We start from the raw sequence: 24446 nt of genomic DNA, 5'->3' as shown, positions 1-24446 counted from the left end.
GTATAGCACAGGAACCGGACCCTTTCGGGGCGGCGACCCCCTCATTGCCCGGCGGTCCTGCGAAGGTTATCGGTAAGCGGCCGGGGCCGGTCGTCCCGGCCGGGCCCATCGGCTGCGATGGTCCACCCCCCAGGGTACTCCCCCTGTCTCGCGCGAAGGGGGCCGCCGGCGGCGGTCCCCTTCGCGCGCATCGTTCTCGGTTGTGCCCCGGTTTCGAGGGCGGTGGCGCATCCTGCCGGTCCGCGGGCCCCGCCGTAGCGGCGGTCCCGCAGCGGTCGCACGGGAGCCGGCCCGCGCGGGCCGGCGGCCGGCCTACTCCTCGCCACGGCTGTAGTGGGTTCCCACCGCCGCCGGCGGGGTCGACCGCCGCATCACCCCGGCCAGCACCAGCAGGGTCACCACGTAGGGCACCATCTCGAGGAACTGGTAGGGAATGGCCACGTTGGCCTGGATAGAGAGCGCCTCGGCGGCGCCGAACAGCAGGGAGGCCAGGGCGGCGCCCACCGGGGACCAGTTGCCGAAGATCATGGCGGCCAGGGCGACGAAACCCCGGCCCTGGGTCATCCCCTCCACGTACACGTGGTTGAGCTCGACCACCAGATAGGATCCGGCCAGCCCGGCGAACAGGCCGCTCAGCACCACGCCGGTGATGCGCATGGCCTCCACGTTGACCCCCAGGGTGTCGGCCGCCAGGGGGTTCTCGCCGCACGCCCTCAGGCGCAGGCCGAAGGGGGTCCGCTGCTGGACGTACCACACCAGCAGGATCAACAGCAGGCCCGCCGGGACCAGCGGCGAGATGTCCCCCAGGTAGGGCACGGGCAGCGCCGGCAGCCCTTCGACCCGGGGGGACGTGGTGGCCGTGCCGAAGGCCCGGTAGCTGCCGATGCGCACCAGGCCCGCGGCCAGCAGGTTGATCGCCACGCCGCTGACGATGTGGTCGATGCGGAAGCGGACGGCGGCCACGGCGTGCACCACGGCCAGGGCGGCGCCCGCCAGGGCGCCGGCCACGATACCGGCCAGCGGCCCGGCGGTGATGCCCACCCAGGCGGAGCAGAAGGCTCCGAACAGCATCATGCCCTCGAGGCCGATGTTCACCACGCCGCCCAGCTCGGTGAAGGTGGCGCCCACGCTGGTGATCAGCACGGGCAGGGCCAGGCGCAGGGTGGCGGCGATGAGGGCCACCAGAGCCACCAGCAGGGCCGGGGACGACGCGTCAGGCGCCGGCATGGTGTCCCTCCTCTCCCGTGGCGGCGGCCGCCTGGGCCTCCCCGCCGGAGCGCGGCCGGGCTTCGCCGGGCCTCCCCGCCTGCGGGCCGGCGGCCAGGGAGCCGGTTCCTCCCGCGCCGGTGGCGCCCCGTTCCTGGCTGGCCAGGATGCGAGCCCGCTCCCAGCGGCGCAGCCAGCGGCCCGCCACGGCCGAGGTGATCAGCATGGTCAGGATGATGACGCCTTCCATCACCGTAATGACCTCGCGCGGCACGTCGGCCAGGGCCTGCACGCCCAGGCCTCCCCGCTGCAGGAACGCAAAGAGAAACGACGCCAGCACGATGCCCGCAGGGTGGTTCGCTCCCAAAAGGGCTACGGCGATCCCCGTGAAGCCGTAACCGCGCGGGAAGTCGATGTCCAGGTAACCGAAGTAGCCCAGCAGGTCCGACATGCCGACCAGGCCGGCCAGCGCGCCGCTGAGCAGGAGGGCCCGGCGCTGCACGGCGGGCACGGGGATCCCGGCCGCCCGGGCGGCCTCGGGGTTGAGTCCCACGGACCGCAATTCGAAGCCCAGGGGGGTCCGCCAGAGGAGCAAGTACACCACAAGGGCCATGGCCAGGGCCACGGGGAAGAACCAGTCCAGAGCCACCGACGGGCGCAGGTGGATGCCCAGCGCCTCGGCCAGCCCGTGGATGCGCGGGATGCGGGCCGTGGCGGCGATCTCGGGCATGCGGACGCGCGTGGTGCCCGCCTGGCTGGGGTCACGGAAGACGTCCCCGATCAGCCAGAGCAGCAGCGACGTGGCGATGAAGTTCAGCATGATGGTGCTGATGACCTCGTGCACCCCGCGCCGCACCTTGAGCTCCGCAGGCAGCCAGGCCCAGAGGGCGCCGCCGGCCACGCCCGCCAGAACGGTCAGGGGCAGGTGCAGCACCGCCGGCAGGCCTGCCAGGTAGATGCCGGCCAGGGAGGCGGTGAAGGCGGCGATGAGGTACTGGCCTTCCACCCCGATGTTGAACAGGCCGGCGCGGAAGCTCAGGGCCACGGCCAGGCCCGACAGGATCAGGGGGGTCATGCGCGACAGGACGCCGGCGATGCTGTCGGCGCTGGAGAGGTTGTAGGTCAGCATCACCTGGAGGACTTCCAGGGGATGGCCGCCCGTCAGCAGCACCACCACGGCCCCGATGAGCCCCGCCAGCACCAGGGCCACCACGGGGACTGCGGCGTAGAGCAGCGTGCGGGCTACCTTCATGCCGTTTCACCCCCCGCCAGCATCAGCCGGCCCAGCCGCTCGGCCGTGGCCTCTTCCCGGGCGAGCTCGCCCGCCAGCCGGCCCCGCACCAGCACGCCCACGCGATCGGCCAGGGCCAGGATCTCCTCCAGGTCCGCCGAGATCAAGAGGATCCCCAGCCCGCGGGCCCGGGCGGCCAGCAACTGCCCCCAGACGAACTCGATGGCGCCCACGTCCAGGCCGCGGGTGGGCTGGGCCGCCACGATCAGCCGGGGCTGCCGTTCCAGCTCCCGGGCCAGGATCAGCTTCTGCTGGTTGCCCCCCGAGAGGGCGGCGGCGGGCACGTCGAGGGAAGGGGTGCGCACGTCGTAGCGGGCGACGTACCGGGCGATCCGCTCCCGGATGGAGCCGGGGTGGTAGAACCAGCCGCGGCGCCAGGTGCGGTCGCGGTGGCTGCCCAGCATGGCGTTTTCCCACAGGGTCATGGGCAAGACCAGCGCCTGGCGGTGGCGGTCTTCGGGAATCACCGCCACGCCCTCGGCCCGGCGCCGGGCCACGCTCCACCCCGAGGCGTCATGGCCGAAGATCTCAACCCGCCCGCGGGTGACCGGGCGCAGTCCAGTCACCACCTGGACCAGCTCCGCCTGGCCGTTGCCCTCCACCCCGGCGATGGCGTAGATCTCGCCGGGGTACACCGTGATGCGGATGTCCTCGAGCACGGTGCGCGACCCCTCGACGCAGGTCACGTCCTGCAGGGAGAGGAGGGGTGCCGGTTCTTCCTGCGGCGGCGGCGCGGGCCGGTCCAGGTGGAAGAGCACCGGGCGCCCCACCATCATCTCGGCCAGCTGGGGCTTGGTGGCTTCCCGGGCCTCCACCGTGCCGATCACCCGGCCGCGGCGCAGCACCGTGATGCGGTCGGCGATGGCCAGCACCTCGTCCAGCTTGTGGCTGATGAAGAGCACCGTCTTCCCCTGCTGGCGCAGCTCCCTGAGGTGGCGGAAGAGCTCCTCCACCTCCTGGGGCACCAGCACCGCCGTGGGCTCGTCCAGGATGAGCAGCTGGGCGCCCCGGTAGAGCACCTTGAGGATCTCCACCCGCTGCTGCTGGCCCACGGAAAGCCCGGCTACCCGGGCATCGGGGTCCACGTCCAGATGGTAGCGGCGGGCGAGCTCGGCCACCCGGGCCCGGGCGGCCGCCAGGTCCAGCCGGGCCGCGGATCCCGGCTCGCTGCCCAGCACCACGTTCTCCGTCACGGTGAAGCGCGGCACCAGCATGAAGTGCTGGTGGACCATGCCGATGCCCAGCTGGGCCGCATGGCGCGGGCCGCGCAGGCGTACCGGCCGCCCCTCGAGGAGCACCTCCCCGGCATCGGGCTCGTACAGGCCGGCCAGGATCTTCATCAGGGTCGACTTGCCGGCGCCGTTTTCGCCTACGATGGCGTGGATCTCACCGCGGCGGACGGCAAAGCTGATGTCGTCGTTGGCCACCAGGCCCGGGAAGCGTTTGGTGATGTGGCGGACCTCCAGCATCCACTCCGCGTCCGGCACGACCGGCACCTCCCTGCGCCGCTGCCGCCGGGCACGGGCAGGGGACGGCCCCGTGCCGTCCCCTGCGGTGGAATCCGGCCAGAGGTTCCCTGCCCCGGCCGCAGCGCGCTGTGCCCGGCACGCCTGTAGCGGCCGCTGCGCTCACACGTCGCCCGGCGTTTCGGGCACCTGAATCTCGCCGCTGATGATCTTCTCCTTGAGCTCGTCTAGCTGGGCGGTGATGTCCTCGATCAGGGAGCGGTTCTTGTCGTTGACGGCGTAGCCGACGCCATCTTCCTTCAGGCCGTAGGCGTGGAGGCCGGCCTTGAAGTTGTCTTCCACCACGGAGCGGATGACATCGTAGACGGCCACGTCGACCCGCTTCACCATGGAGGTCAAGATCACATCGGCGTAGTCCGGCGCCGTCAGCGACTGGTCGGCGTCGACGCCGATGGCTAGCTTGCCCTGCTGCTTGACGGCCTCGAAGACGCCCTTGCCGGTGCCGCCGGCCGCGTGGTAGATCACGTCGGCGCCCTGCTGGATCTGGGCCAGGGCCAGCTCGCGGCCCTTGGTGGGATTGTTGAACGCCTCGCCGGTGGTGCCGGCGTAGTCGGACAGGACCTTGATGTCGGGGTTGATGTACTTGGCACCGGCCCGGTAGCCGGCCTCGAACCGCTCGATCAGAGGCGTCTTCATGCCGCCCACGAAGCCGATGGTGCCGGTCTGGGTCTTCAGGGCCGCGGCCGCGCCGACCAGGAAGGAGCCTTCATGTTCCTTGAAGGTCAGGCAGGCCACGTTGTCCAGGGGCTCCTCGGGGCAGGAGTCGACGATGGCGAACTTGACCTCCGGATATTCCTTCGCCACGGCGGTGATGGCATCGGTGAAGAGGAAGCCGACGCCAATCACCAGGTCATAGCCCTGGTCGGCAAAGGTCCGCAGCAGGTCTTCCCGGTTCTGGCCGCCGGCGTCGGGTTCGGCGTCCTGGGCCTCGACCTTGTCGCCGAACTCCTGGATCGCCTTTTCCAGGCCGGCGTAGGCCATGTCGTTGAACGACTGGTCGCCCCGGCCGCCGACGTCGTACACCAGGCCGACGCGCACCTTGGCTTCCTGGCCGCCACCGCCGCCGTTGCCACCCTGGTCCTGGGAACCGCCTCCACCCCCGCCGCACGCGGAGAGAATGAGGGATCCCGCCACCATGAGGGCCAGGCCCAGCGTCCGGCCTCTGGCTCGCCCGCGCATAGAAAACCCCCCGTCGAAGGCTTTGATGCTGACGAGCGGCTCCGCGAAGGATGTCGAAGCCGCAAACCATGGACGTGTTCCCCGCGCCGAACCAAACTCCTGCCACCATGCCGTTTGCGCACGCCAGAACATTCTGGGGCGGGTGGCGGAGAATACAACGGCTGGTGCCCCATGACAGCCCCGAGCGGTGATCCATCACAGAAGTGGGGGCGGAAGGAAAGGCCAGCCCCCGTCCCCGGCGCGCCCCGTCCCCGCCCGGGGGCGGGCGCAAGGGTGGCCTCCCATGCCCCTGGCCCCGGTCCCGACCCCTTGAACCCGGCTACGGGCGGGACACGTGGGGGTTGCCGGCCACCCAGAACCGCCAGGGCACGTCCTTCCACTCGCCCGCGTAGTCGATGTTGATCCTTGGCCCGCACGCGACGGCCGCCACCATGAAGGGCGGGCGAGGGTAGTGTATCCGCAGGGGGGAGGCCGGATCGAAGAGGGGCAGGCCGTATTGCCCGCGGGTGATGCCCAGCGCCTGGCAGAGCCGGCCGGGCCCGCCCGTGAGGACGCCGGGCCGCCCGGGCCGGTGCCCGCCGGCGCCGCGGCGGCGGGCCATGAGAGCCAGGCCGCGCCGGGGCTCCAGGGCGCGCACCAGGACGGCCTGCGGCTCGCCGGGCTCGGCGGCCACCACGTTGAAGCAGTGGTGCATGCCGTAAATGGAAAACACGTAGGCGTGGCCGGCAGGGCCGAACATCACCTCCGTGCGGGCCGTGCGGCGGCCGCCGAAGGAGTGGGCGCCCCGGTCTTCCGGTCCCTGGTAGGCCTCGGTCTCCACGATGATGCCGCTGGCCAGGCCTTCCGGCGTTTCGTGCACCAGCTCGAGGCCGAGAAGGGCCGGTGCCAGCTCGGCCGCAGGCCGGCGGTAGAAGGAGGCCTCCACCACGGGACCCAGGGGGATCGCGTCCACGCCGCCCGCCTCCCGGGATCCCCCGGCCAGGACGTTCCCGGCGCCCTGGAGGCCCTGGAGTGAACCTCGCGCTGAACGCTGGCTGGAAGGCACGCCGTGCCGCTCGTCCATGGACAACAGTGTAGCGCACCCGGCGGCCGCGCGGCGGCCGGCGCGGCCGGAGGCGAGCCGGGACCCGCCCGGGCGGGTCGGGGTGCGGATAAGGGGTGGCAGGTCAGGACAGGTTAGGGGGGTGGAACCAGCCGGCCCGCCCCGCCGCAAGGCGGGCGGTGGGCCGGAGCCCGGGAAGGGAGGCGGGGGCGCCATGGCGGACAAGGTGCCGGGCCGGGCGGGCAGCCCGCTGCTGGAGCGAGATCCGGCCTACACGGCGTCGCTGCCCGATCCGCGCGGCGACGCCCGCGTGGAGCTGCGCTACCTGGACGACGAGGGCCAGCACATGGTCCTCAGCATGGGGCCCCAGCACCCCAGCACCCACGGCGTGCTGCGGGTGGTGCTGACCCTGGAGGGCGAGACCATCGTCCATGCCGAACCGGACATCGGCTTCATGCACCGCAACTGGGAGAAGCAGGCCGAGTACCGCACCTACGCTATGAACGTCCCCTTTGCGGACCGCAACGACTACATCGCACCCTTCCATAACGAGCGGCTGATTTGCGAGGCCATCGAGCGGCTGCTGGGCGTGGAGGTGCCCGAGCGGGCCCGGTGGCTGCGGCTGGCCCTGTGCGAGATGGAGCGGATCGCCAGCCACGTGCTCTGGGCGGGCACCATGGGCCTGGACCTGGGAGCGGTGACGCCCTTCCTGTTCGCCTGGCGGGACCGGGAGATGTACTACATGCTCGTCCAGGAACTTTCGGGCGGCCGGCTCTTCCCCCAGTTCATGCGCATCGGCGGGCTCCGCAACGATACCGCCGACGGTTGGGTCGAGCGGGCCCTGGCCTGGCTCGACCACATGGAGAGGGAGGCCTGGCCGGAGTACGTCAAGCTCCTGTTCGACAACGAGATGTACGTCCGCCGCACCCGCGGCATCGGCGTCCTGGCGCCCCGGCAGGCGGTGTCCTGGCAGGCCAGCGGTCCTGTGCTGCGGGGCTGCGGCGTGCCGCGGGACCTGCGGGCCTCGGACCAGGGCGTACCCTACCGGGAGCTGGGCTTTCGCCCCGTGGTGGCCGAAGGCGGTGACGTGTGGGCGCGCAACCAGGTCCGGATCCAGGAGATCCTGGAGAGCGTGCGCCTGGCCCGGGAAGCCCTGCGCCGGCTGCCCGGGGGGCCGGTGATGGCCAAGCTGCCCCGGGCTCTCCGCCCCACGGGGGAGATCTACCACGAGATCGAATCGCCCCGGGGCGTCATCGGTCTCTACCTGGTGGCGGGGGGCGACGTCATGCCGTATCGCGCCCACTGGCGCTCACCCTGCTTCGTGCACCTGCAGCTGCTCCCCCTCATGGCCCGCGGCCATCTGGTGGCCGACATGACGGCCATCATCGGCAGCATCGACATCGTCCTGTGCGAAGTGGACCGCTAGGACCAGGGGCCCCGGGCTGCGACGCGGGGTCCTGCGCCCACCCGCAAGACCTGGAGGGCGCGGTGGTAGCTCCAACCGGAGGCCCCGGCCCCGCACCCGCGCCCCCGCCTCGAGTGCTGGGGCCCGCCGGCCCGCCTGGCCGCAGGCCCTCCGGCCCGCCGGTCCCCCGGTGCGGCGGCCCACTACCCTGCCGGCCGGACCCGCCTCGCGCGTCGTCGGAAGACCATCTTCCGGGTTTCGTGCCGGCCTGGCCGGGCCCCCCGGAGCTGCCTGCCGGGACACCCCCGCCTTCGTCTCGCTGGCCTTCCCTGTAGCTTTGCCATGCTGGCTTCCCGACCCCGCCTGCCCTTGACAACGGGTGCCTGCCCTGCCTACGCTGGGCACGATGGCTGTGACCGCGGTCACACTATGACCATGGTCATTCCAGCTGCCGGAGGTGGATGGGAGGTGAACCTGCGCCAGGCCCAGCGAGAGGCGGTGCGCCAGGCCCTCATCCGGGAAGGGATGCGCCTTCTGGCGCGCCAGGGCTTCGCTGCCACCACGGTGGACCAGATCGCCAGCGCCGCCGGCGTCGCCAAGGGCACGTTCTACAACTACTTCGCCACCAAGGAAGACCTGGCCCTGGCGGCTCTGCCGCCCCGCCTGGAAGCGCTGCGCCGCGAGCTGGAGGCCGCGGGCGCGATGCCGCTGCGCGCCGCCCTGCACCACCTGCTGTCCAGGCTGGTGGAGTGGACGCAACAGGTCCACCCGGACGTGATCTGGCTTTGGTGCATCGAGAACCTGCGCCGCGGGGCGGACGAGCCGGCATCGCGCTTGCTCCACCGCCTGGTCACCGACCTCTGTGCCCGCGGCCAGGCGTGGGGCGAGCTTCAAGACTCCCGCCCGCCGGAAGAACTGGCCCTGGACATTGAGGGCATCGCCCTGGCCCGCCTGGCCGCCTGGTACCACAGCGGGGCGCCGCCGGGACTGCTGCCCCACCTGCTGGCCGCCGTCGACACCTACCTGGCGGGAGCCGGCCTCAGGGAGGAGCCGGCCGGCCGGGCGGGCGGATCATTGCCCGCTGCCGGCCCGGGTCCGGTTCCGGCACCCCCACCGCCGGACCCGAACCGCCAGGGTCCGCAGCCGTCCTCTGAAGGCTCAGAAGGTACGCAGGCCAAGGGAAAGGAGAGCGGAGGGCCGTGATCCACGCGCTTCCCCAGTTTCACCCCGCGCCCCAGCCTGGGCCGGAGGCGGGGCCGCAACCTGGATCCCAGACCGGACCTCAACCTCAAGCGCATCCCGAACACCGCGCCCGCGCCGGGCACCGCCCTGAACCGCCTGCGGGCCTTCACGGCGTCGTCCGCCCGTGGTGCCGGCCGGCGGCTGCGGCCCTGCCGCCCGGCCGCGGCACCCGGGAAGCGGGCGGGCCGACATCTTGGCTGCGGCATCCGGGGACGGGGGTGCCCCGGTCGGGGCGGCAGCCCCAGAAGCGGAGAGGGCCGGGGCGGCCCCGCCTGACCGCCCTGCTGGTGGCTGGGACCCTGTTCCTGGCGGCCTGCGGCGGCGGGGAAGGGGGCAAGGAGGCGGCGGGCAGCGGCGCCAGCCTGGAGACCGTGGTGCCGGTGGAGGTGGTCACGGCGGTTGAGGGCACGGTCGCAGAGCCGGTGGAACTGGCCGGCCGGGTCCGGGCCCGTTCCGAGGTCGCCGTGCGGCCCCAGGCGGCCGGTGCCATCACCGCCGTCCACGTGAGGGTGGGCGACCGGGTCAAGGTCGGCCAGTTGCTGGTCGAACTCGATCCCACCGTGGCTCGGGCTCAGGTCGATCAGGCGGAGGCGGCCCTGGCGGCCGCCCGGGCCGCCGCCCGGCAGGCCGCCCAGGCCCGGGAGGCCCAGATCCTGCAGGCCGACGCCGAGCTGCGCCAGGCGGAGCTGGCAAGGGAAGGGGCCCGGGTCCAGCTGGACGGTGCCCGGCAGAGGCTGGCAACCTTGCAGGCCCAGTGGCAGGCCCTGGGGTGTGCGGCCGGCAGCGGCCCGGCGGCCACGGCGGCCGGCGGCGGGCTGGCCGGCACCGGCAGCTCCGGTTGGGCCGGCGGCGCCCCGCAGGCCGGCGGCACCGGGACGGGCGGACCCGGAGCCGGTGGGGAAGGGGGCTGCGAGTCGCTGGCCGCTTCCCTGGCGGAGGCCCAGGCTGCGGTGCGCCAGGCGGAGTTCAACCTGCAGGCGGCCCAGGTGCGCCTCGATGCGGCCCGGCGTGCCCGGGACCTGGCGCGGCAAGGGGATCCGGCAGCGGCCGCCCGGGCCCAGGTGGAGCAGGCCGAGGCGGCGCTGGCCCTGGCGCGCCACCAGCTCGATCTGACCCGGGTGACCGCCCCGGTGGCCGGGGTGGTGGCGGCGATCCATGCCCAGGTGGGTGCCCTGGCGTCGCCCCAGGCGGTGGATCCCCTGGTGGTGCTGGTGGACCCGGGACCCGCGCAGGTCGAAGTGCAGGTGCCGGCCGGTTTGTACGGCGCCGTGGAGGTGGGCGGCACCGTGGAGGTGACGGCCGGGTCGACCGCCTGGCAGGGCCGGGTGAGCGAAAAGACCCTGGTGGCCGACCCGCGCACCGGAACCTACACCGTGACCGTGGAGCTCCTGGCCCAGGACGGGCGCGCATGGCCCGTTTCGGGGCAGCCGGCCACCCTGCGGTTCACGCCTCGGGGTGGAGCGCGGGGCGTGGTAATCCCCGTGGACGCCCTTCAGGAGGGGGACGAGCCGGGCCAGGGCGTGGTCTTCGTGGTCGAGGGCGATCGCGCTGCCCGCCGGGAAGTGCGATACGGCGCCGTCACCTCCCGGCAGGCCCTGGTCCTGGAGGGGCTGCGGCCGGGGGACCGGGTGATCACCCGGGGGCCGGCGGGCCTGGCCGGTGGCGAGCGGGTCCGGATCGTGGAAGAGGGCGGTCCGCGGTGAGCGTCGCGCGCTTTTCCGTCCACCGTCCGGTCTTCGTCACGGTGCTGGTGATCGCCCTGGTGTTGCTGGGCGCCTTCCTGCTGCCCGCCATGCCCGTCGACCTCCTCCCCCAGCTGGAGCTGCCCGTGGTGGTGGTGGCCACCTCCTACCCCGGCGCCTCGCCCGCCGAGCTGGAGGCCCGGGTGGTCGAGCCCCTCGAGCAGGCGGTCAGCACCATCAACGGGGTCAAAGGGGTCCGCTCCATCGCCCAGCCCGGCTCGGCCCTGGTCATCCTCGAGCTGAACTGGGGCACCGACCTGGACTTCACGGTGCTGGAAGTCCAGAAGCGCATCGACGCGGTGCGGGGCATTCTGCCGGACGATGCCGGCAGCCCGCGGGTGCTGACCCTGGATCCGTCGGCGGAGCCCGTGGTGACCGTGGGCGTCACGGGAGACCTGCCCGCCGGGCAGCTCCAGGCCCTGGCGGAAGACCGGGTGGCGCCGGCGCTGGAGCAGGTGGACGGCGTCGCCTCCGTCGGCGTGGTGGGCCTGCGCCACAGGGAGGTGCGGGTCATCCTCGATCCCGCGCGCCTTGAGGCGTACGGCCTGAGCCCCGCCCTGGTGGCCCGGGCCCTGGGGGGCGGGGCGACCCTGGCCACGGCGGGTTCCGTCGACCGCGGCAGCGCCGCCCTCTCGGTGCGGCTCGACGCCCAGTACACCAGCGCCCGGGACGTGGCCGAGGCCGTGGTGACCACGTCCGCCGGGGCGGCGGTGCGCATCGCCGACATCGCCACCGTGGAGGAGGCACTGGCGGACCCGGCGCAGCTGGCTTACCTGGACGGCAAGCCCGTGGTGCAGCTCCAGGTGCTGAAGGCCACCGACGGGAACACCCTGGCCGTGTCCCGGGGCGTGGAGCAGGCGCTGCAGCGGCTGGCACCCCAGTTGCCGCCGGGGGTGGAGCTGCGCACCATCCTGGACCAGGGCGACTTCATCCAGGAATCCGTGCGGACGGTGGCCGAACACGGCGTCCTGGGCGGCCTGATCGCGGTGGCCGTCCTCTACCTGTTCCTGGGCAACTGGCGCACCACCCTGGTGGTGGGCCTGATGCTGCCCGTCTCCGTGGTCGGCTCCTTCGCCATGCTGGCCGCCGCCGGCCAAACCCTCAACATCGTCTCCCTGGGCGGCCTGCTGATCGGCATCGGCTCGCTGGTCGACTTCGCCATCGTGGTGATCGAGAGCATCCACCGCTACAGGATGCGGGGCACGCCCCCCCTGCAGGGTGCCGAGGAGGGGACGGCGGAGGTAGCGGCGGCGGTGACGGCGTCGGCCATCGCCCAGGGGGCCGTGTTCTTCCCGATGATGCTCACCGGCGGGCTGGCGGCGGAGCTGTTCACGCCGCTGGCGCTGGCGGTGATCTTCTCCCACGTGGCGGCCCTGTTCGGCGCGGTCACCTTCGTGCCCATGCTGGCGGCCCGGGTGCTGGGGAGCCACTACCAGCCGTCGGGGCTGCTGGCCGGGTTCCACCGGGCCATCGAGCGGCTGGAGCAGGGCTACCGGCGGCTGCTGGCCGGCAGCCTTCGCCGGCGAGGGCTGGTGATGGTGGCGGGCCTGGCGAGCTTCGTGGCCAGCCTGGCGGCTGCGCCCTGGCTGGGGTCCGAGTTCCTGCCGCCTTCGGACAGCGGGCAGATCCAGGTGACGGTGCGCACGCCGCCCGGCACGCGCCTGGAAGAGACGGCGTCGGTGGCGCGGCGGGTGGAAGAGCTCCTGATGGCCCTGCCCGAAGCCGACCGGGTGGTCACCACCGTGGGTGCCGCAGGGGGGACCTTCACTACCGGCGCCGCCGCCGCCAACGAGGCCGCCGTCACCGCGGTGCTGGTCCCGGTCCAGCAGCGGGACCGCTCGGTGTTCCAGGTGCTGCAGGCCCTGCAGCCCGAGCTGGAGGCCATTCCTGGGGCTGAAATCCAGGCCACGGTGGCGTCGTCGGTCATGGCAGGGGGGCTGCAGCAGCTGGAGGTGCAGGTGGCGGGCGACGACCCTGACCTGCTGGCCGCCATGGCCGACCAGGTGGTGGACCGGGCCCGCCGCCTGCCCGGTGTGGCGGCGGCGGACAACAGCCTGCGCCAGACCCGGCCGGAGGTGGTGATCCGTCCCGACCGGGAGGCCCTGGCGCGGGCCGGCCTGACGGTCCAGGAAGTCGAGGTGGCCCTCCGGGCGGCCCTGGGGGGCGTGACGGTGGCCCGGGTGCGGACCGGCACCGACCAGTGGGACGTGCGCCTGATGTTGCCCCAGGACTGGCAGAGGCGGTACGGCGCCCTGGACGACCTCCCCCTGCGGTCCGCCCTGGGTGGCGTGGTGCGGCTGGGCGACGTGGCCCAGGTGACGGTGGAACGGGCCCCCCCGGCCATCACCCGCCAGGACGGCCGCCGGCAGGTGATCGTGGCGGTCCACCTGGACGGCAGCCGGCCTCTGGGCGAAGTCTCCGCCGCCCTGCAGCGGGAGCTGGCGTCCATGGACTGGCCCGGCGGCATGACCTGGACGGTGGCCGGGGAGGCCGAGCGGATGAACGAGACCTTCCGCTCCCTGGGCCTGTCCATCGTGCTGGCCGTGCTGCTGGTCTATCTGATCATGGCGGCCCAGTTCGAGTCCTTCTTCCACCCGCTGGTGATCCTGTTCAGCCTCCCTCCCACGGTGGTGGGGGCGGTGGCGGGCATGGCCCTGCACCGCCTGCCCATCGGTGTCACCGCCCTGCTGGGCTTCCTGATGCTGGTGGGCGTGGTGATGAACAACGCCATCGTGCTGGTGGACTACACCAACGTCCTGCGGCGGCGCGGCATGCCCCGGGAACAGGCGTTGCTGCAGGCGGGCCCGGTGCGCCTGCGCCCCATCCTGATGACCATGCTGACCACCAACCTGGGCCTGGTGCCCTTCGCCTACCTGCCGGGCCCGTCGTCCGAGCTGCTGCGGCCCCTGGCGGTGGTGGTGATCTACGGCCTGTTGATGTCCACGCTGGTGACCCTGGTGCTGGTACCCGTGGCCTACAGCCTGCTGGACGATGCCCTGCGGCGGCTGGGCCGGGTCTTCCGGCGGGACGCCGGGCGGGACGGGGCGGTCACCGGTGCGGGGCTGGCGGGAGCGGGGCAGTAGCTCCGCGGCGCGGGGCCGCTCGAAGCGGGGCATGGGTTCCGCGGCGGGGGCTGGCGGTAGCGGCGTCGTATGGGCCGCGGCGCTGGGGTTTGGGGCTTGTTTCGCGGTGCCGGGCCCGGGGTCTGGGCCGTGGGTGCGCGGCGCAGGGTTCTGGAGCCCGAAGGTGCCGCGAGGGCGCCGGGGACACCGGGGGTGCCCCGCAGCGGGGCACCCCCGGTGTCCCCGGGCGCCGTGCCGCCCGGCTACACGCCCATCATGTTGTAACCCGCGTCGACGAAGAGCACCTCGCCCGTGATGCTGGCCGAGAGGTCGCTGGCCAGGAACAGGGCCGCATGGGCGACGTCTTCCTGGCTGATGCTGCGCTTCAACGCCGAGCGCTCGGCATGGGTCTTGATGAAGTCTGTCAGGTTGCGGACGCCCCGGGCTGCCAGGGTGTTGATGGGCCCCGCGGAGATGGCGTTGACCCGGATGCCCTGGGGGCCGAGGTCGGCCGCCAGGTAGCGGACGCAGGCCTCCAGGGCAGCCTTGGCCACCCCCATCACGTTGTAGTTGGGCACGGCTTTCTGCGCCCCGTAGTAGGTCATGGTCAGGATCGACCCGCCGGCGGTCATCAGCGGCCGGGCGGCCCGCGCCAGGGCCACCAGGGAATAGGCGCTGACATCCAGGGCGATGCGAAAGTCGTCCCGGGTCGTTTCGACGAAAGGATTCTCCAGGGCCTCCTTGGGCGCGTAGGCCAGGCTGTGGACCAGGACGTCCAGGCGGTCCCAGCGGTCGCTGATGGTGGCGAAGGCCTGCTCGATCTGCTCGTCGTAGCTGACGTCGCACTCCACCAGCAGCGGTTCCTGGCGCAGCTCGGGGACCAGCTTCTGGACCCGCTCCCCCAGCCGCTCGTTCTGGTAGGCGATGGCCAGCTGGGCGCCGGCCGCGTCCAGGACCCGGGCGATGGCCCAGGCGATGCTGTTCTTGTTGGCCACCCCGAAGACCAGGGCGCGCTTGCCCTCCAGGAGCTGGGCAGGAATGGTCGCCGCCACAACCGTCACCCTTTCTCTTGTCCAGCTTACGAGGGGGCTGCGTCGATCACGGGCCGGCGCGGGGTTCGCGTCAGGATCCGCGGGCCCCCTTCTTCCACCACGATCATCTCTTCGATGCTGTAACCCCCCAGGCCGGGCACCCGCAAGGCCGGCTCGACGCACAGCACCATGCCGGCCTCCAGCCGGTCGTCGACCCCGGGCAGCAGGAGCGGTTCCTCCACGGTCTCAAGCCCGATGCCGTGCCCCAGCAGCGGTGCCAGGGAGTCCCCGAACCCGTGGCGGGCCGCCGCCTCCGACGCGGCAGCCAGCAGCTCGGCCACCGTCACCCCCGGGCGGCAGCGGGCCAGGACGGCTTCCAGGCAGTCTGCCGCCGCCGCGGCCAGCCGCTCAAGTTCCGGAGGAACCGGCCCCACCAGGGCGGTCCGCAGCACGTCGAACTGGTAGCCGCCGCGGGCGCCGATGATGTCCAGGGCGACGGCTTCACCTGCCCGGACCCGCCGGTCCGTGGCCTGGGGCCAGCGGAAGCTTAACAGCGACCAGGCGCCGGTGTGCACCCGGAAGTAGCGGACGAAGTCGGCCCCCGCCGCCAGGGCGGCGGCGGTGCCGGCGGCGCCCAGCTGCTGTTCGCTGAGCCCGGGCCGGAGAACCTCCAGGGCGGCCGCCAGGCCCACGTCGGCGGCCTCGGCCGCGCGGGCCAGGAGGGCCTGTTCCTCCGGTTCCTTCAGGCGGCGGGGCCGGTTGACCAGCTGGTCGGCGGGCACCCACTCCGCTCCGGGGACCGCCAGGCTTGCGGCCCGGAAGGCGGCCCAGGACCAGAGATCCGATCCCGCCACGCCGATCCGGCCCGTGGCCAGCCCCAGGCGCCGGATCCAGCCGGCCAGGGCGGCCGGGTGGGCGGCGGTCAGCTCGATCTGGTCGGCCACCACCGTCTCTGCGCGGGCTGCGTCGGCGATCAGGACCACCGGTCCCCGGCACGGCACCAGCAACAGCGACTGGCCCCACCCCTCGTAGCCCGGCGCGGAAGCCGCCGTGGGGGCGGGCGCCAGGTGGCCGCACAGGAAGGCGACCGGGGCGCCCCGCTCGTAGAACGCCCGCCCCACGGCCAGCACCGCGTCCAGGCCCGCCTGGGCGGCGGCGGCCCGCAGGGCCTCCTGCCGGCGGCGATAGAGCTCGGGCGGCAGGACGGGCCGGTCGATCCCCGGACCCCGCGCCCCGGCGGGGCGGTACGGTGCGGGGCCTGTCGTCCCCCAAGCACCCCCTGACTCGGACAACGATGCCACCTCGCTTCCGACACCCTAGTTTTCCTTCCGGCGGCAGGAATCCCTGCCCGCGCCATGGTGGAGGCCCTGGACCGCCCGGCGGTACCCTTGAGACCTGGGGCCGGCAGGTGGATAATGGCGCCGTCGAGGTGAATGCCATGCCCGGCTTGTTCGATCCCATCACCTTCCGCGGGCTCACCTTGAAGAACCGCATCGTCATGTCACCCATGTGCCAGTACAGCGCCGGCACCGATGCCCTGGCCAACGACTGGCACTTCGTGCACTACGGCTCCCGGGCCGTGGGCGGGGTTGGCCTCATCGTGGTGGAGGCCACCGCGGTGGAGAGCCGCGGGCGGATCAGCGACGCCGATCTCGGCCTCTACCGGGACGACCACGTCGCACCTCTGGCGCGGATCGTCGAGTTCTGCCATGCCCACGGCGTTCCGGTGGGCATCCAGCTGGGCCACGCCGGGCGCAAGGCCTGGTCGCCCAACAAGGGCGTGGGACCGGAGCCGGCGGTGGCGCCCTCGGCCATCCCCTTCGCCGAAGGCTGGCCGGTGCCCCAGGAGCTGGCCGCCGCGGACGTTCCCCGCATCGTCGAGGCCTTCGTGGCGGCCGCCCGCAGGGCCCAGCGGGCCGGGTTCGACCTGATCGAGATCCACGCCGCCCACGGGTACCTGCTCAACCAGTTCCTCTCGCCCCTCAGCAACCGGCGCACCGACGGCTACGGCGGCGATCTGGCCGGGCGCATGCGCCTGCTGCTGGAGGTGGTGGAGGCCGTGCGGTCCGCGTGGCCTGCCGACCGGCCCTTGTGGGTGCGGCTCTCGGCGGTGGACTGGGCCCCCGGCGGCATCACCCTGGAGGACACCGTGGCCGTGGCCCGGGCGCTACGGGAGCGCGGCGTCGACCTGGTGGACTGCAGCTCGGGCGGGGTGGTGGTGCCGCCCGAGCCCATCCCCCAGGGCCCCGGCTACCAGACGGCCTTTGCCGCCGAGGTGCGGCGGCGGGCGGGCGTCGCCACGGGGGCCGTGGGGCTGATCACCGAGCCTGCCCAGGCCGACCACATCATCCGCACGGGCCAGGCCGACGTGGTCCTGCTGGCCCGGCAACTGTTGCGGGAACCCTACTGGCCGCTGCGGGCCGCAAGGGAACTGGGCGTGGAGGTGCCCTGGCCGCGCCAGTACCTGAGGGCCCGGACCTGAGGCGCGGCGGCGGGGGGCCGTGGGCTGGAGCCGCCGGCATGGTGCCCCCGGCCCGGGTGGCACCGGCACTGGGAACGGGGTGTGGGCCTTCCCGGGCAGGCCCGGGAGGGGCGGCACGGGCGTCCCCGGGCACCCGCCGGACGGCGGCGGCGGGTGCCCCCGGTGCCGGGCCCTGGACGCGGGCCATCCGGGAGCCGAGGCCGCCCCCGGCGCGGCGGCCTCGGTGCCGGCTTCCGTTGTTCCCCCTGCCAGGCCCTGCTAGAATGGTTGCGGACAACCGAATCTGCGTGACGGTCCAGGTGCCCCCGGAGACGGGGGAGAATAGGGAAGTCCGGTGCGAATCCGGCGCGGTCCCGCCACTGTGACCGGGTAGTCGCAGCCCCTCGCGTGCCACTGCGGATCCCCCGCCCAGCGGGTGGGGGTGCGGGAAGGCCGGGCGGCGGCCATGATCCGGGAGCCAGGAGACCTGCCTGGACCGTGTACGTACGCCTTCGGCGGAAAGGAGGTACGTACCGGGTGCACCCGTGGAGGGGAACCTGAGCCCCGGCCTGCTGACGCCAAGGCCGGGGTTTCCTTTTTATGGATGCCGCAACCCATTCCGGGAGAGGAGATCGGGCCATGAGTCGCATCTTCCTGCATAGGATTTGGGGTCGAACCCGGCCCCGCGGGGCCGGTCGCCGCAGCCTGGCCCTGCTGGCCACCCTGCTGATCCTGGCCCTGCTGGCGTCCGGCTGCGGCGGCGCCGGCCAGGCGCCCGCCGGGACGGAGCAGGGACAGGCCGGCGCCCAGGCCGGTTCGTCCGGCGCAGGGGCGGACCACGAAGCGGCCGCTGCGACGACCTATCCCTACACCTTCACCGACGACGCCGGGCGGCAGGTCACCCTGGAGGCCCGGCCCGAGCGCATCATCTCCCTAGCGCCCAGCAACACCGAGATCCTCTTCGCCATCGGCGCCGGGGACCGGGTGGTGGGCGTCGACTCCTTCAGCGACTACCCCGCCGAGGTCAAGGACCTGCCCAAGCTGGGCGGCCTGACGGACACCAACTACGAGCAGATCGTCGCCCTGGAGCCTGACCTGGCCCTGACCATCGGGGGCACCGAGGAGCAGGTCAAGAAGCTGGAGGAGCTGGGAATTCCCGTGGCCGTGATCCAGCCCGCCACCCTGGACGACGTGCTGGACCGCATCCAGCGCATCGGCGAGCTGGTGGACGCCCAGGCGGGCGCCCGGCAGGTGGTGGCCGACATGAAGGCCCGCATCGACGCCGTGCGCCAGGAGGTGGCGGCGATCCCCCAGGCGGAGCGGGTGCGGGTCTTCTACGAGGTATGGAACGATCCGCTCATGACCGTCGGGCCGGGCGGGTTCATCCACGACGTCATCGTGGCGGCCGGGGGGGTCAACGTGGCCGAGGGCACGAGCCAGCCCTGGCCGCAAATCAGCCTGGAAGAGGTGGTCCGGCAGGATCCGCAGGTGATCGTGGTGCCCGACTCCCTGAAGAGCTCCTATGATCAGCTCAAGGAGGGCAGCCGCCCGGGCTGGGAGGGCATCACCGCGGTGAAGGAAGGCCGGATCTACCTGATCGACGACAACCTGATCAGCCGGCCGGGGCCGCGCCTGGTGGAGGGGCTGGAGCAGCTGGCCCGCTGGTTCTACCCCGACCGGTTCCAGTGAGGGGAGGCCCGGTGGGGGGGACGGACGTGCCCTGGGGGTCCCGGCCGCCCGGCCGGCTGGCTGCGGGCGAACCCGCCGGCGGCGCGGCCGCTGGCGCGGCAGCGACCGGTGGACCGGCTGCGGCCCAACCGGTGGCGGGCCAAGCCGCCGGCCGGGACGGGTCCACCCGCCTTGACCCCGGCGGGGGGCCCGCCGGGGCCGCTCGCCGGCAGCGCCGGGCCGTTCCAGGGGCGGGCCCGGGCGCAGCCCGGCGGCGGGGCGGGAGCGGGGTGCCGCCGGACCCTGGGACGGCTGGTCCCCGCAGGGAAGAAGACCGGCGCCAGGTTTCGCCTGCCGCCGCGGGCTCCAGGCCCGGGGCCCCGGCCCGGCCTGCCCGGCGGGGGGCCGCCGTGCTGGGGCTCCTCGGGCTGGCCCTGGTCGTGTCGCTGGTGGTGGCCACCGGGCTGGGGGCCGTCCATGTTCCGCCCGGGCAGGTGCTGCGGGTGCTGGCCGGCGCGGTGGCCGGCTGGCCCGACGGTGGAGCCGGTGCCGGCTCTGCCGCAGACCGCATCCTGCTGCAGATCCGCTTGCCGCGGGTGGTGCTGGCGGGGATGGTGGGCGCTTCCCTGGCGGCGGCGGGCAGCGCCTTCCAGACCCTCTTCCGCAACCCCATGGCGGACCCCTACGTGCTGGGGGTATCCAGCGGCGGTGCGCTGGGGGCGGCGGTAGCCCACCTGGCCCTGGCGCTGGCCGCAGGCGGCGGATCAGGTAGGGGTCCGGTGGGCTCCTGGCCGGCCGGCGGCGGCGGGCTGTCGAGCCTGGCGGCGGCGGCGTCCCGGGCCGCCGGCTTTGGGCTGGTGCCGGCCTGCGCCTTCGCCGGCGCGGTGGCGGCGGTGCTGGTGGTGAGCCGGCTGGCCCGGGTAGGGGGCCGCCTGGCGGTGGGCACCCTGCTGCTGGCGGGGGTGGCGGTGGCCTCCCTGCTGGGGGCCTTGGTCTCCCTGCTGGTCTTCCTGAGCGGCGAGCGCCTTCGCCCCCTGGTCTTCTGGTTGCTGGGCAGCCTGTCCGGCGCGGGCTGGCAGGACGTGCTGGTGCTGGCCGTGGCCATGGCGGCGGGGCTGGGCGTCCTGGCGGCCCAGGTGCGCGCCCTCAACGCCCTCTGGCTGGGTGAAGAACCGGCCCACCACCTGGGCGTCGACGTGGAGGCCGTGAAGCGCCGGCTGGTGGCGGCTGGAGCCCTGCTGGCCGCCACCGCCGTCAGCGTCAGCGGTGTCATCGGGTTTGTCGGACTCATCGTCCCCCACGGCGTGCGGATGCTGGTTGGAGCCGACCACAGGCGCCTGCTGCCGGGCGCGGTTCTGGCCGGCGCCACGGTCCTGATCCTTTGCGACACGGTGGCCCGGGTGGTGGTGGCGCCGGCCGAGCTGCCGGTGGGGGTGGTGACGGCCCTGGCGGGTGCGCCGTGGTTTCTCTGGCTGTTGCGCCGGCATGCTGCCGGCCGCGACCATTGACGCCGGACGGAGGTGCAGGGCCGTGGGGTTCGCCCTGGAGGTGCGGGGGGTCCGGGTCGGCTACGCCGCCGATCCCGTGCTGGACGGCCTGACCCTGGAGGTGCGGCGGGGCGAGTGGCTGGGGGTGGCCGGACCCAACGGGTCGGGCAAGACCACGCTGCTGCGCACCCTGTCGGGGTACCTCAAACCCTGGGCGGGGCAGGTGCTGCTGGACGGCACGGCCCTTGGCGCCTGGCGGCCGGACCGGCGGGCGCGGCGCCTGGCGGTGGCCGGGGTGGAGGCCGGTTCGACCCTGTCGCTGACGGTGGAAGAGTACGTGGCCCTGGGACGGACCCCCCACCTGCAGGGCCTCTGGGCCTGGGAAAGCGCGCGGGACCGGGAGGCGGTGACCCGGGCCCTGGCGTGGGTGGGCCTCGAGGCTCTGGCGGGCCGCCCCCTGGCCACCCTGAGCGCCGGCCAGCGGCAGAAGGCGTTGCTGGCCCGGGCCCTGGCCCAGGAACCGGTGGTCCTGCTGCTGGACGAGCCCACCAGCCACCTGGACCTGCGGCACCAGGTGGAGATCATGGATCTTCTGGATCGCCTGCGCCGGCACCTGGGGCTTACCCTGGTGGCCGTGCTGCACGACCTGAACCTGGCGGCCCTGTACTGCCAGCGCCTGGTGCTGGTGAAGGACGGCCGGGTGGCAGCGGCGGGCGAGCCGGCCCGGGTCATGCGCCCCGAGATCCTGAGCCGGGTCTATGGCTGCTCCGTGCTGGTGGTGCCCCACCCCCAGCTGGAAGTGCCCCAGGTGGCTTTGCTGCCCGGGGGGCCGGGCGGCCCGGGGGCCGGTTCGTCCCCGGCGGCCAAACCAGCCGCGGCGCAGGGGGCCTGAGCGCGAACGGTTCAGCGGGACCTGAGCGCGAAAGCCTCAGCGGGATCCCGGAAGAGCCCGGGCCCGCCTGAGCCGAAGCCTGCTGCCGGCGTGGCCCGGGTCGTGGGGCGATGGCGCCTCCCCCGGGGAGGCCAAACGCCCTTGGAGGCAAGACAAGGGCGGGCGGTTGCGGAATCCTCCCGGCACCGCCCGCCCCTGCTGTCTTCCGTCCTGTGCCGCCCCCCGCGCGTCGGGGTCCGGGATGGACCGCGCTAGCGCTGGTCCAGGGGCACCCACTCCCGGCGGGTGGGCCCGGTGTACTCGGCCCGGGGCCGGATCAGCCGGTTGTTGGCGAACTGCTCCAGCACGTGGGCGGTCCAGCCCGAGATGCGGCTGACGGCGAAGATGGGCGTGTACAGCTCGAAGGGGATGCCCATCACGTAGTAGGTGGAGGCGCTGTAGAAGTCGACGTTGGGGTAGAGCCCCTTCTCCGCCGCCACCACCTTCTCCACGGCCTGGGAGATCTCGAACCAGCGGGTGTCGCCTGCCGCCTCGGCCACTTTGCGGGAGAGCCGGCGCAGGATGGTGGCCCGCGGGTCTTCGGTCTTGTACACCCGGTGACCGAAGCCCATGATCCGCTTCTTGGCCGCCAGCGCCTCCTTGACCCAAGCTTCCGCCTTGTCGGGCGAACCGATGGCCAGCAGGGTGCGCATCACCTGCTCGTTGGCGCCGCCGTGGAGCGGGCCCTTCAGGGCGCCGACGGCGGCGGTGATGGCCGAGTACATGTCCGACAGGGTGGCGGCCACCACCCGCGCGGCGAAGGTGGAGGCGTTCAGCTCGTGGTCGGCGTGGAGCACCAGGGCCACGTTCATGACCTCGGCGTGCAGCGGGCTGGGTTCCTCCCCCCGCAGCATGTACAGGAAGTTGGCCGCCAGGGGCAGGTCGCGCCGCGGCGCCACCGGTTCCTTGCCCTGGCGCACCCGCTCGATGGCCGCCACCAGGGTGGGGAACTGGGCCACCAGCCGCGTCGCCCGGCGCAGGTTCGCCTCCTGGGACTGGTCTTCCTGATCGGGGTCCAGGGTCCCCAGGTAGGAGACGGCCGTGCGCAGGGCGGCCATGGGATGGGTGGCCGGCGGGATGCGCTGGATCAGGTCCAGCACCTGGCCGGGCAGCGCCTGGACCGACCGCAGCTGCTGGACGAAGGCGTCCAGCTGGGCCCGGTTGGGCAGCCGGCCATGCCAGAGGAGGTAGACCACCTCTTCGAAGGAGGCGTGCTCGGCCAGGTCGCGGACGTCGTAGCCGCGGTAGAGGAGCCGCCCCTCCTTGCCGTCGATGAAGCAGATCTCCGAAGTCCCCGCCACCACATCTTCCAGACCGGCGGGATTCGGCTGGGTCATGCCACATCCCCTTCCTGCCATGAAGATGGACCTGCCCCGGGGACGAACCGGCTGGAGCCCTGGCACGGGCGGCGCCCGGGGCGGGATGGCGGTGCCTGGTGAGAGTCGCCGGGTCGGCGTCGCAGCCGGCCGCCGCGGCCCCGGCCGGTGCCCGGCCGCCGCGGCACCGCGGGGCGGCCGCGGCCGGGGGGTGCGGGTTGTCGCACCAGGATGGCCACCGGCAGGGGGGCCCGCCGCCTCGCACCCGGCACCGGAAGCCCGGGTGGGGTCACCTGCAGGGTGACGCCCGTCAGGCAATTCGGTTTTGCCGGCCGGCTCTCCTCCCATGGGCCCGGCTCCTCAGTCGCCGGCCCGGTGGGCACCCGGCTGGCGCACGGGAGAGCTCGACCGCCGGCGCCACATCGGGAACGCCGGGGTGCTGAAGCGGCCGGCCCCACCGGCCCGCGGGGGCCGGTCCTCTCCCGCCAGCCGGTCGGCGTCGTCCAGCCCGTGGCGCCAGCGGAGGGAAAGCAGGGCGGCCGCCAGCAGCAGGAGCCCGGCACCGTGGAAGGCGGGTCCAAGCCCCACCCATTCGGCCAGGGGGCCGAACAGAAGGGGACTTGTCAGCTCCGCCAGCCGGTTGCCCGTCAGCCGCACCCCCATGGCCAGGCCCCGCTCGGCGGCGGGTACCGAGTTGGCCGCCGCCAGCATGCTGAGGGGCATGGTCAGGCCCGTGGCCAGGCCCAGCAGGGCGGCGGCCAGGGTCAGGGAGGCCACGTCCCGCAGCAGCGGCGTTACGCCGAGAGCGACGGCGCCCGCCGTCATGGCCAGGAACAGGACCCGGAAGCGCCCGCCCGCCAGGGCCACCAGCGGTCCCATGTACGCCCGCACGGCCAGGGCCATCACGGCCCGTACGGCCAGCAGCATGCCCAGGGTCGCGGTGCTGAATCCCAGCACCCGGGTGACGTACACCGAGTAGAACGACTGGTTGACGCCCAGGGAGAAGATCAGGGAGAAGGCGGCCAGGATGGCCAGTCGCATCTCCGGCAGGGCCAGCAGCTCCCGCGCCCGGCCGGCCTGGGCCCGCCAGTCCGGCGCCGCCCCCGGCGTGGGCGGCACGTGGACCCGCCGCGCCAGGAAAATGCCAGAAAGGCACAGGAGGCCGGCCACGGCAAAGGTGGCGCGGAAACCGGCGTGGTCCGCCAGGAGGCCACCGCCCAGCGGCCCCACCAGCTGGCCGGCGGAGGTGGCGGTGGTGAACCAGGCCAGGTGCTGTTCCCGCTCCCGGGGCTCCCCTAGGCTGGTCACCAGGGTCTGGGTGCAGATCACCATCAGCATCTGGGCCATGCCCGCCACCAGGGAGGCGGCCACCATCCAGGGCAGCGACGGGCTGGCGGCGGCCATCCACAGGCCGGCGGCCAGGCCGGCGGAACCGGCCATCATCAGGGGCCGCTCGCCCCAGCGGCTCACCAGCCCGCCCGCGGGGAGCGAGAGGAAGAGGGGCACCAGTGCGTAGGCGCCCGCGATGACGCCCAGCCAGGTGGCCCCGGCCCCCAGCCCCTGCACGGCGAAGACGGAGAACAGCGGCCGGGACATGGTGACGACGGCAAAGGTCAGGGCGGCCAGCACGTTGACGCGCCACAGGGTCTCGCGCACCTGCCGGCGCGCCAGCGGGGCCGGATCGTCATGGGTCGGGTGCCGGGCGGGCAACCCGGTATCGCCCCCCGCCGTTCCGGGATGACCTGTCCCGGGGGTACCCCTCCTCTGCACCGTCTCCACGACCGCCCTGGCCCTCCTCCGCCGCGGCTCGCGAAGCACACCGTTCCCGCCGCAGGGCACGCCGGAGCGTCTCCAATC

At 73.5% G+C, this 24446-nt stretch carries 17 protein-coding genes and 1 riboswitch; of the genes, 8 read left to right on the top strand and 9 right to left on the bottom strand.

All coding sequences use genetic code 11. The features are described 5' to 3' along the window. Window positions 1–312 precede the first annotated feature (312 nt). From DYI95_RS06550 to DYI95_RS06530, 5 genes are all read right to left on the bottom strand, one after another. On the bottom strand, window positions 313–1227 hold the full coding sequence (locus DYI95_RS06550) for an ABC transporter permease (protein WP_006903831.1): 915 nt from the start codon (window positions 1225–1227) through the stop codon (window positions 313–315). Then, window positions 1214–2458: an ABC transporter permease gene (locus tag DYI95_RS06545; protein ID WP_116900557.1), complete on the bottom strand. Its 1245-nt coding sequence runs from the start codon at window positions 2456–2458 to the stop codon at window positions 1214–1216. Before DYI95_RS06545 ends, DYI95_RS06550 begins: the two co-directional genes overlap by 14 nt. Next, on the bottom strand, window positions 2455–3984 hold the full coding sequence (locus DYI95_RS06540) for an ABC transporter ATP-binding protein (protein WP_116900558.1): 1530 nt from the start codon (window positions 3982–3984) through the stop codon (window positions 2455–2457). Before DYI95_RS06540 ends, DYI95_RS06545 begins: the two co-directional genes overlap by 4 nt. Before the next feature lie 141 nt (window positions 3985–4125). Further along, window positions 4126–5202, bottom strand: coding sequence for a BMP family protein (locus tag DYI95_RS06535; RefSeq protein WP_116900559.1), 1077 nt, complete (start codon window positions 5200–5202; stop codon window positions 4126–4128). A gap of 319 nt (window positions 5203–5521) precedes the next feature. Beyond that, window positions 5522–6154: a DNA-3-methyladenine glycosylase gene (locus DYI95_RS06530; protein ID WP_116900560.1), complete on the bottom strand. Its 633-nt coding sequence runs from the start codon at window positions 6152–6154 to the stop codon at window positions 5522–5524. A gap of 304 nt (window positions 6155–6458) precedes the next feature. Here DYI95_RS06530 and DYI95_RS06525 point away from each other — a divergent pair, with 304 nt between their 5' ends. The 4 genes from DYI95_RS06525 (at window position 6459) to DYI95_RS06510 (ending at window position 13716) form a co-directional block, all read left to right on the top strand. Beyond that, the gene (locus DYI95_RS06525) at window positions 6459–7670 is read left to right on the top strand and encodes an NADH-quinone oxidoreductase subunit D (protein WP_116900561.1); all 1212 of its coding nucleotides are present in this window, start codon (window positions 6459–6461) and stop codon (window positions 7668–7670) included. 447 nt (window positions 7671–8117) lie between these two features. After that, window positions 8118–8852: a TetR/AcrR family transcriptional regulator gene (locus tag DYI95_RS06520; RefSeq protein ID WP_116900562.1), complete on the top strand. Its 735-nt coding sequence runs from the start codon at window positions 8118–8120 to the stop codon at window positions 8850–8852. A 257-nt stretch (window positions 8853–9109) separates the two neighbouring features. Continuing rightward, the gene (locus DYI95_RS06515) at window positions 9110–10594 is read left to right on the top strand and encodes an efflux RND transporter periplasmic adaptor subunit (protein ID WP_243149659.1); all 1485 of its coding nucleotides are present in this window, start codon (window positions 9110–9112) and stop codon (window positions 10592–10594) included. Beyond that, a complete protein-coding gene (locus tag DYI95_RS06510; RefSeq protein ID WP_116900563.1) occupies window positions 10591–13716 on the top strand; it encodes an efflux RND transporter permease subunit in 3126 nt (1041 codons plus the stop codon). Before DYI95_RS06515 ends, DYI95_RS06510 begins: the two co-directional genes overlap by 4 nt. A gap of 242 nt (window positions 13717–13958) precedes the next feature. Here DYI95_RS06510 and DYI95_RS06505 read toward each other — a convergent pair whose 3' ends face one another. Continuing rightward, on the bottom strand, window positions 13959–14747 hold the full coding sequence (locus tag DYI95_RS06505) for an enoyl-ACP reductase (RefSeq protein WP_116900590.1): 789 nt from the start codon (window positions 14745–14747) through the stop codon (window positions 13959–13961). 26 nt (window positions 14748–14773) lie between these two features. Next, entirely contained in the window at window positions 14774–16027 is a 1254-nt protein-coding gene (locus DYI95_RS06500; RefSeq protein WP_243149658.1) for a M24 family metallopeptidase, read from the bottom strand. A 137-nt stretch (window positions 16028–16164) separates the two neighbouring features. Here DYI95_RS06500 and DYI95_RS06495 point away from each other — a divergent pair, with 137 nt between their 5' ends. The 4 genes from DYI95_RS06495 to DYI95_RS06480 all read left to right on the top strand — a co-directional run bounded on the left by DYI95_RS06495 (window position 16165) and on the right by DYI95_RS06480 (window position 21234). Then, a complete protein-coding gene (locus DYI95_RS06495) occupies window positions 16165–17208 on the top strand; it encodes an NADH:flavin oxidoreductase/NADH oxidase (protein ID WP_116900656.1) in 1044 nt (347 codons plus the stop codon). A gap of 280 nt (window positions 17209–17488) precedes the next feature. Then, window positions 17489–17697: riboswitch (cobalamin riboswitch) on the top strand. A gap of 129 nt (window positions 17698–17826) precedes the next feature. Continuing rightward, on the top strand, window positions 17827–18876 hold the full coding sequence (locus DYI95_RS06490) for an ABC transporter substrate-binding protein (protein ID WP_116900593.1): 1050 nt from the start codon (window positions 17827–17829) through the stop codon (window positions 18874–18876). Window positions 18877–19265: 389 nt separating this feature from the next. Next, window positions 19266–20363, top strand: coding sequence for an iron ABC transporter permease (locus tag DYI95_RS06485; RefSeq protein ID WP_116900657.1), 1098 nt, complete (start codon window positions 19266–19268; stop codon window positions 20361–20363). Window positions 20364–20385: 22 nt separating this feature from the next. Beyond that, the gene (locus tag DYI95_RS06480; protein WP_116900594.1) at window positions 20386–21234 is read left to right on the top strand and encodes an ABC transporter ATP-binding protein; all 849 of its coding nucleotides are present in this window, start codon (window positions 20386–20388) and stop codon (window positions 21232–21234) included. A gap of 251 nt (window positions 21235–21485) precedes the next feature. Here DYI95_RS06480 and DYI95_RS06475 read toward each other — a convergent pair whose 3' ends face one another. Together DYI95_RS06475 and DYI95_RS06470 are read right to left on the bottom strand one after the other, a co-directional pair. Beyond that, the gene (locus tag DYI95_RS06475; RefSeq protein ID WP_006903846.1) at window positions 21486–22610 is read right to left on the bottom strand and encodes a citrate synthase; all 1125 of its coding nucleotides are present in this window, start codon (window positions 22608–22610) and stop codon (window positions 21486–21488) included. A 339-nt stretch (window positions 22611–22949) separates the two neighbouring features. After that, a complete protein-coding gene (locus DYI95_RS06470) occupies window positions 22950–24368 on the bottom strand; it encodes an MFS transporter (protein ID WP_243149657.1) in 1419 nt (472 codons plus the stop codon). Window positions 24369–24446 lie beyond the last annotated feature (78 nt).

This window comes from Thermaerobacter sp. PB12/4term (assembly GCF_003403315.2).
GTDB lineage: Bacteria > Bacillota > Sulfobacillia > Thermaerobacterales > Thermaerobacteraceae > Thermaerobacter.
The sequence above is the reverse complement of the archived record's forward strand: the minus strand, read 5'-3'. Positions and strand labels throughout refer to the sequence as shown.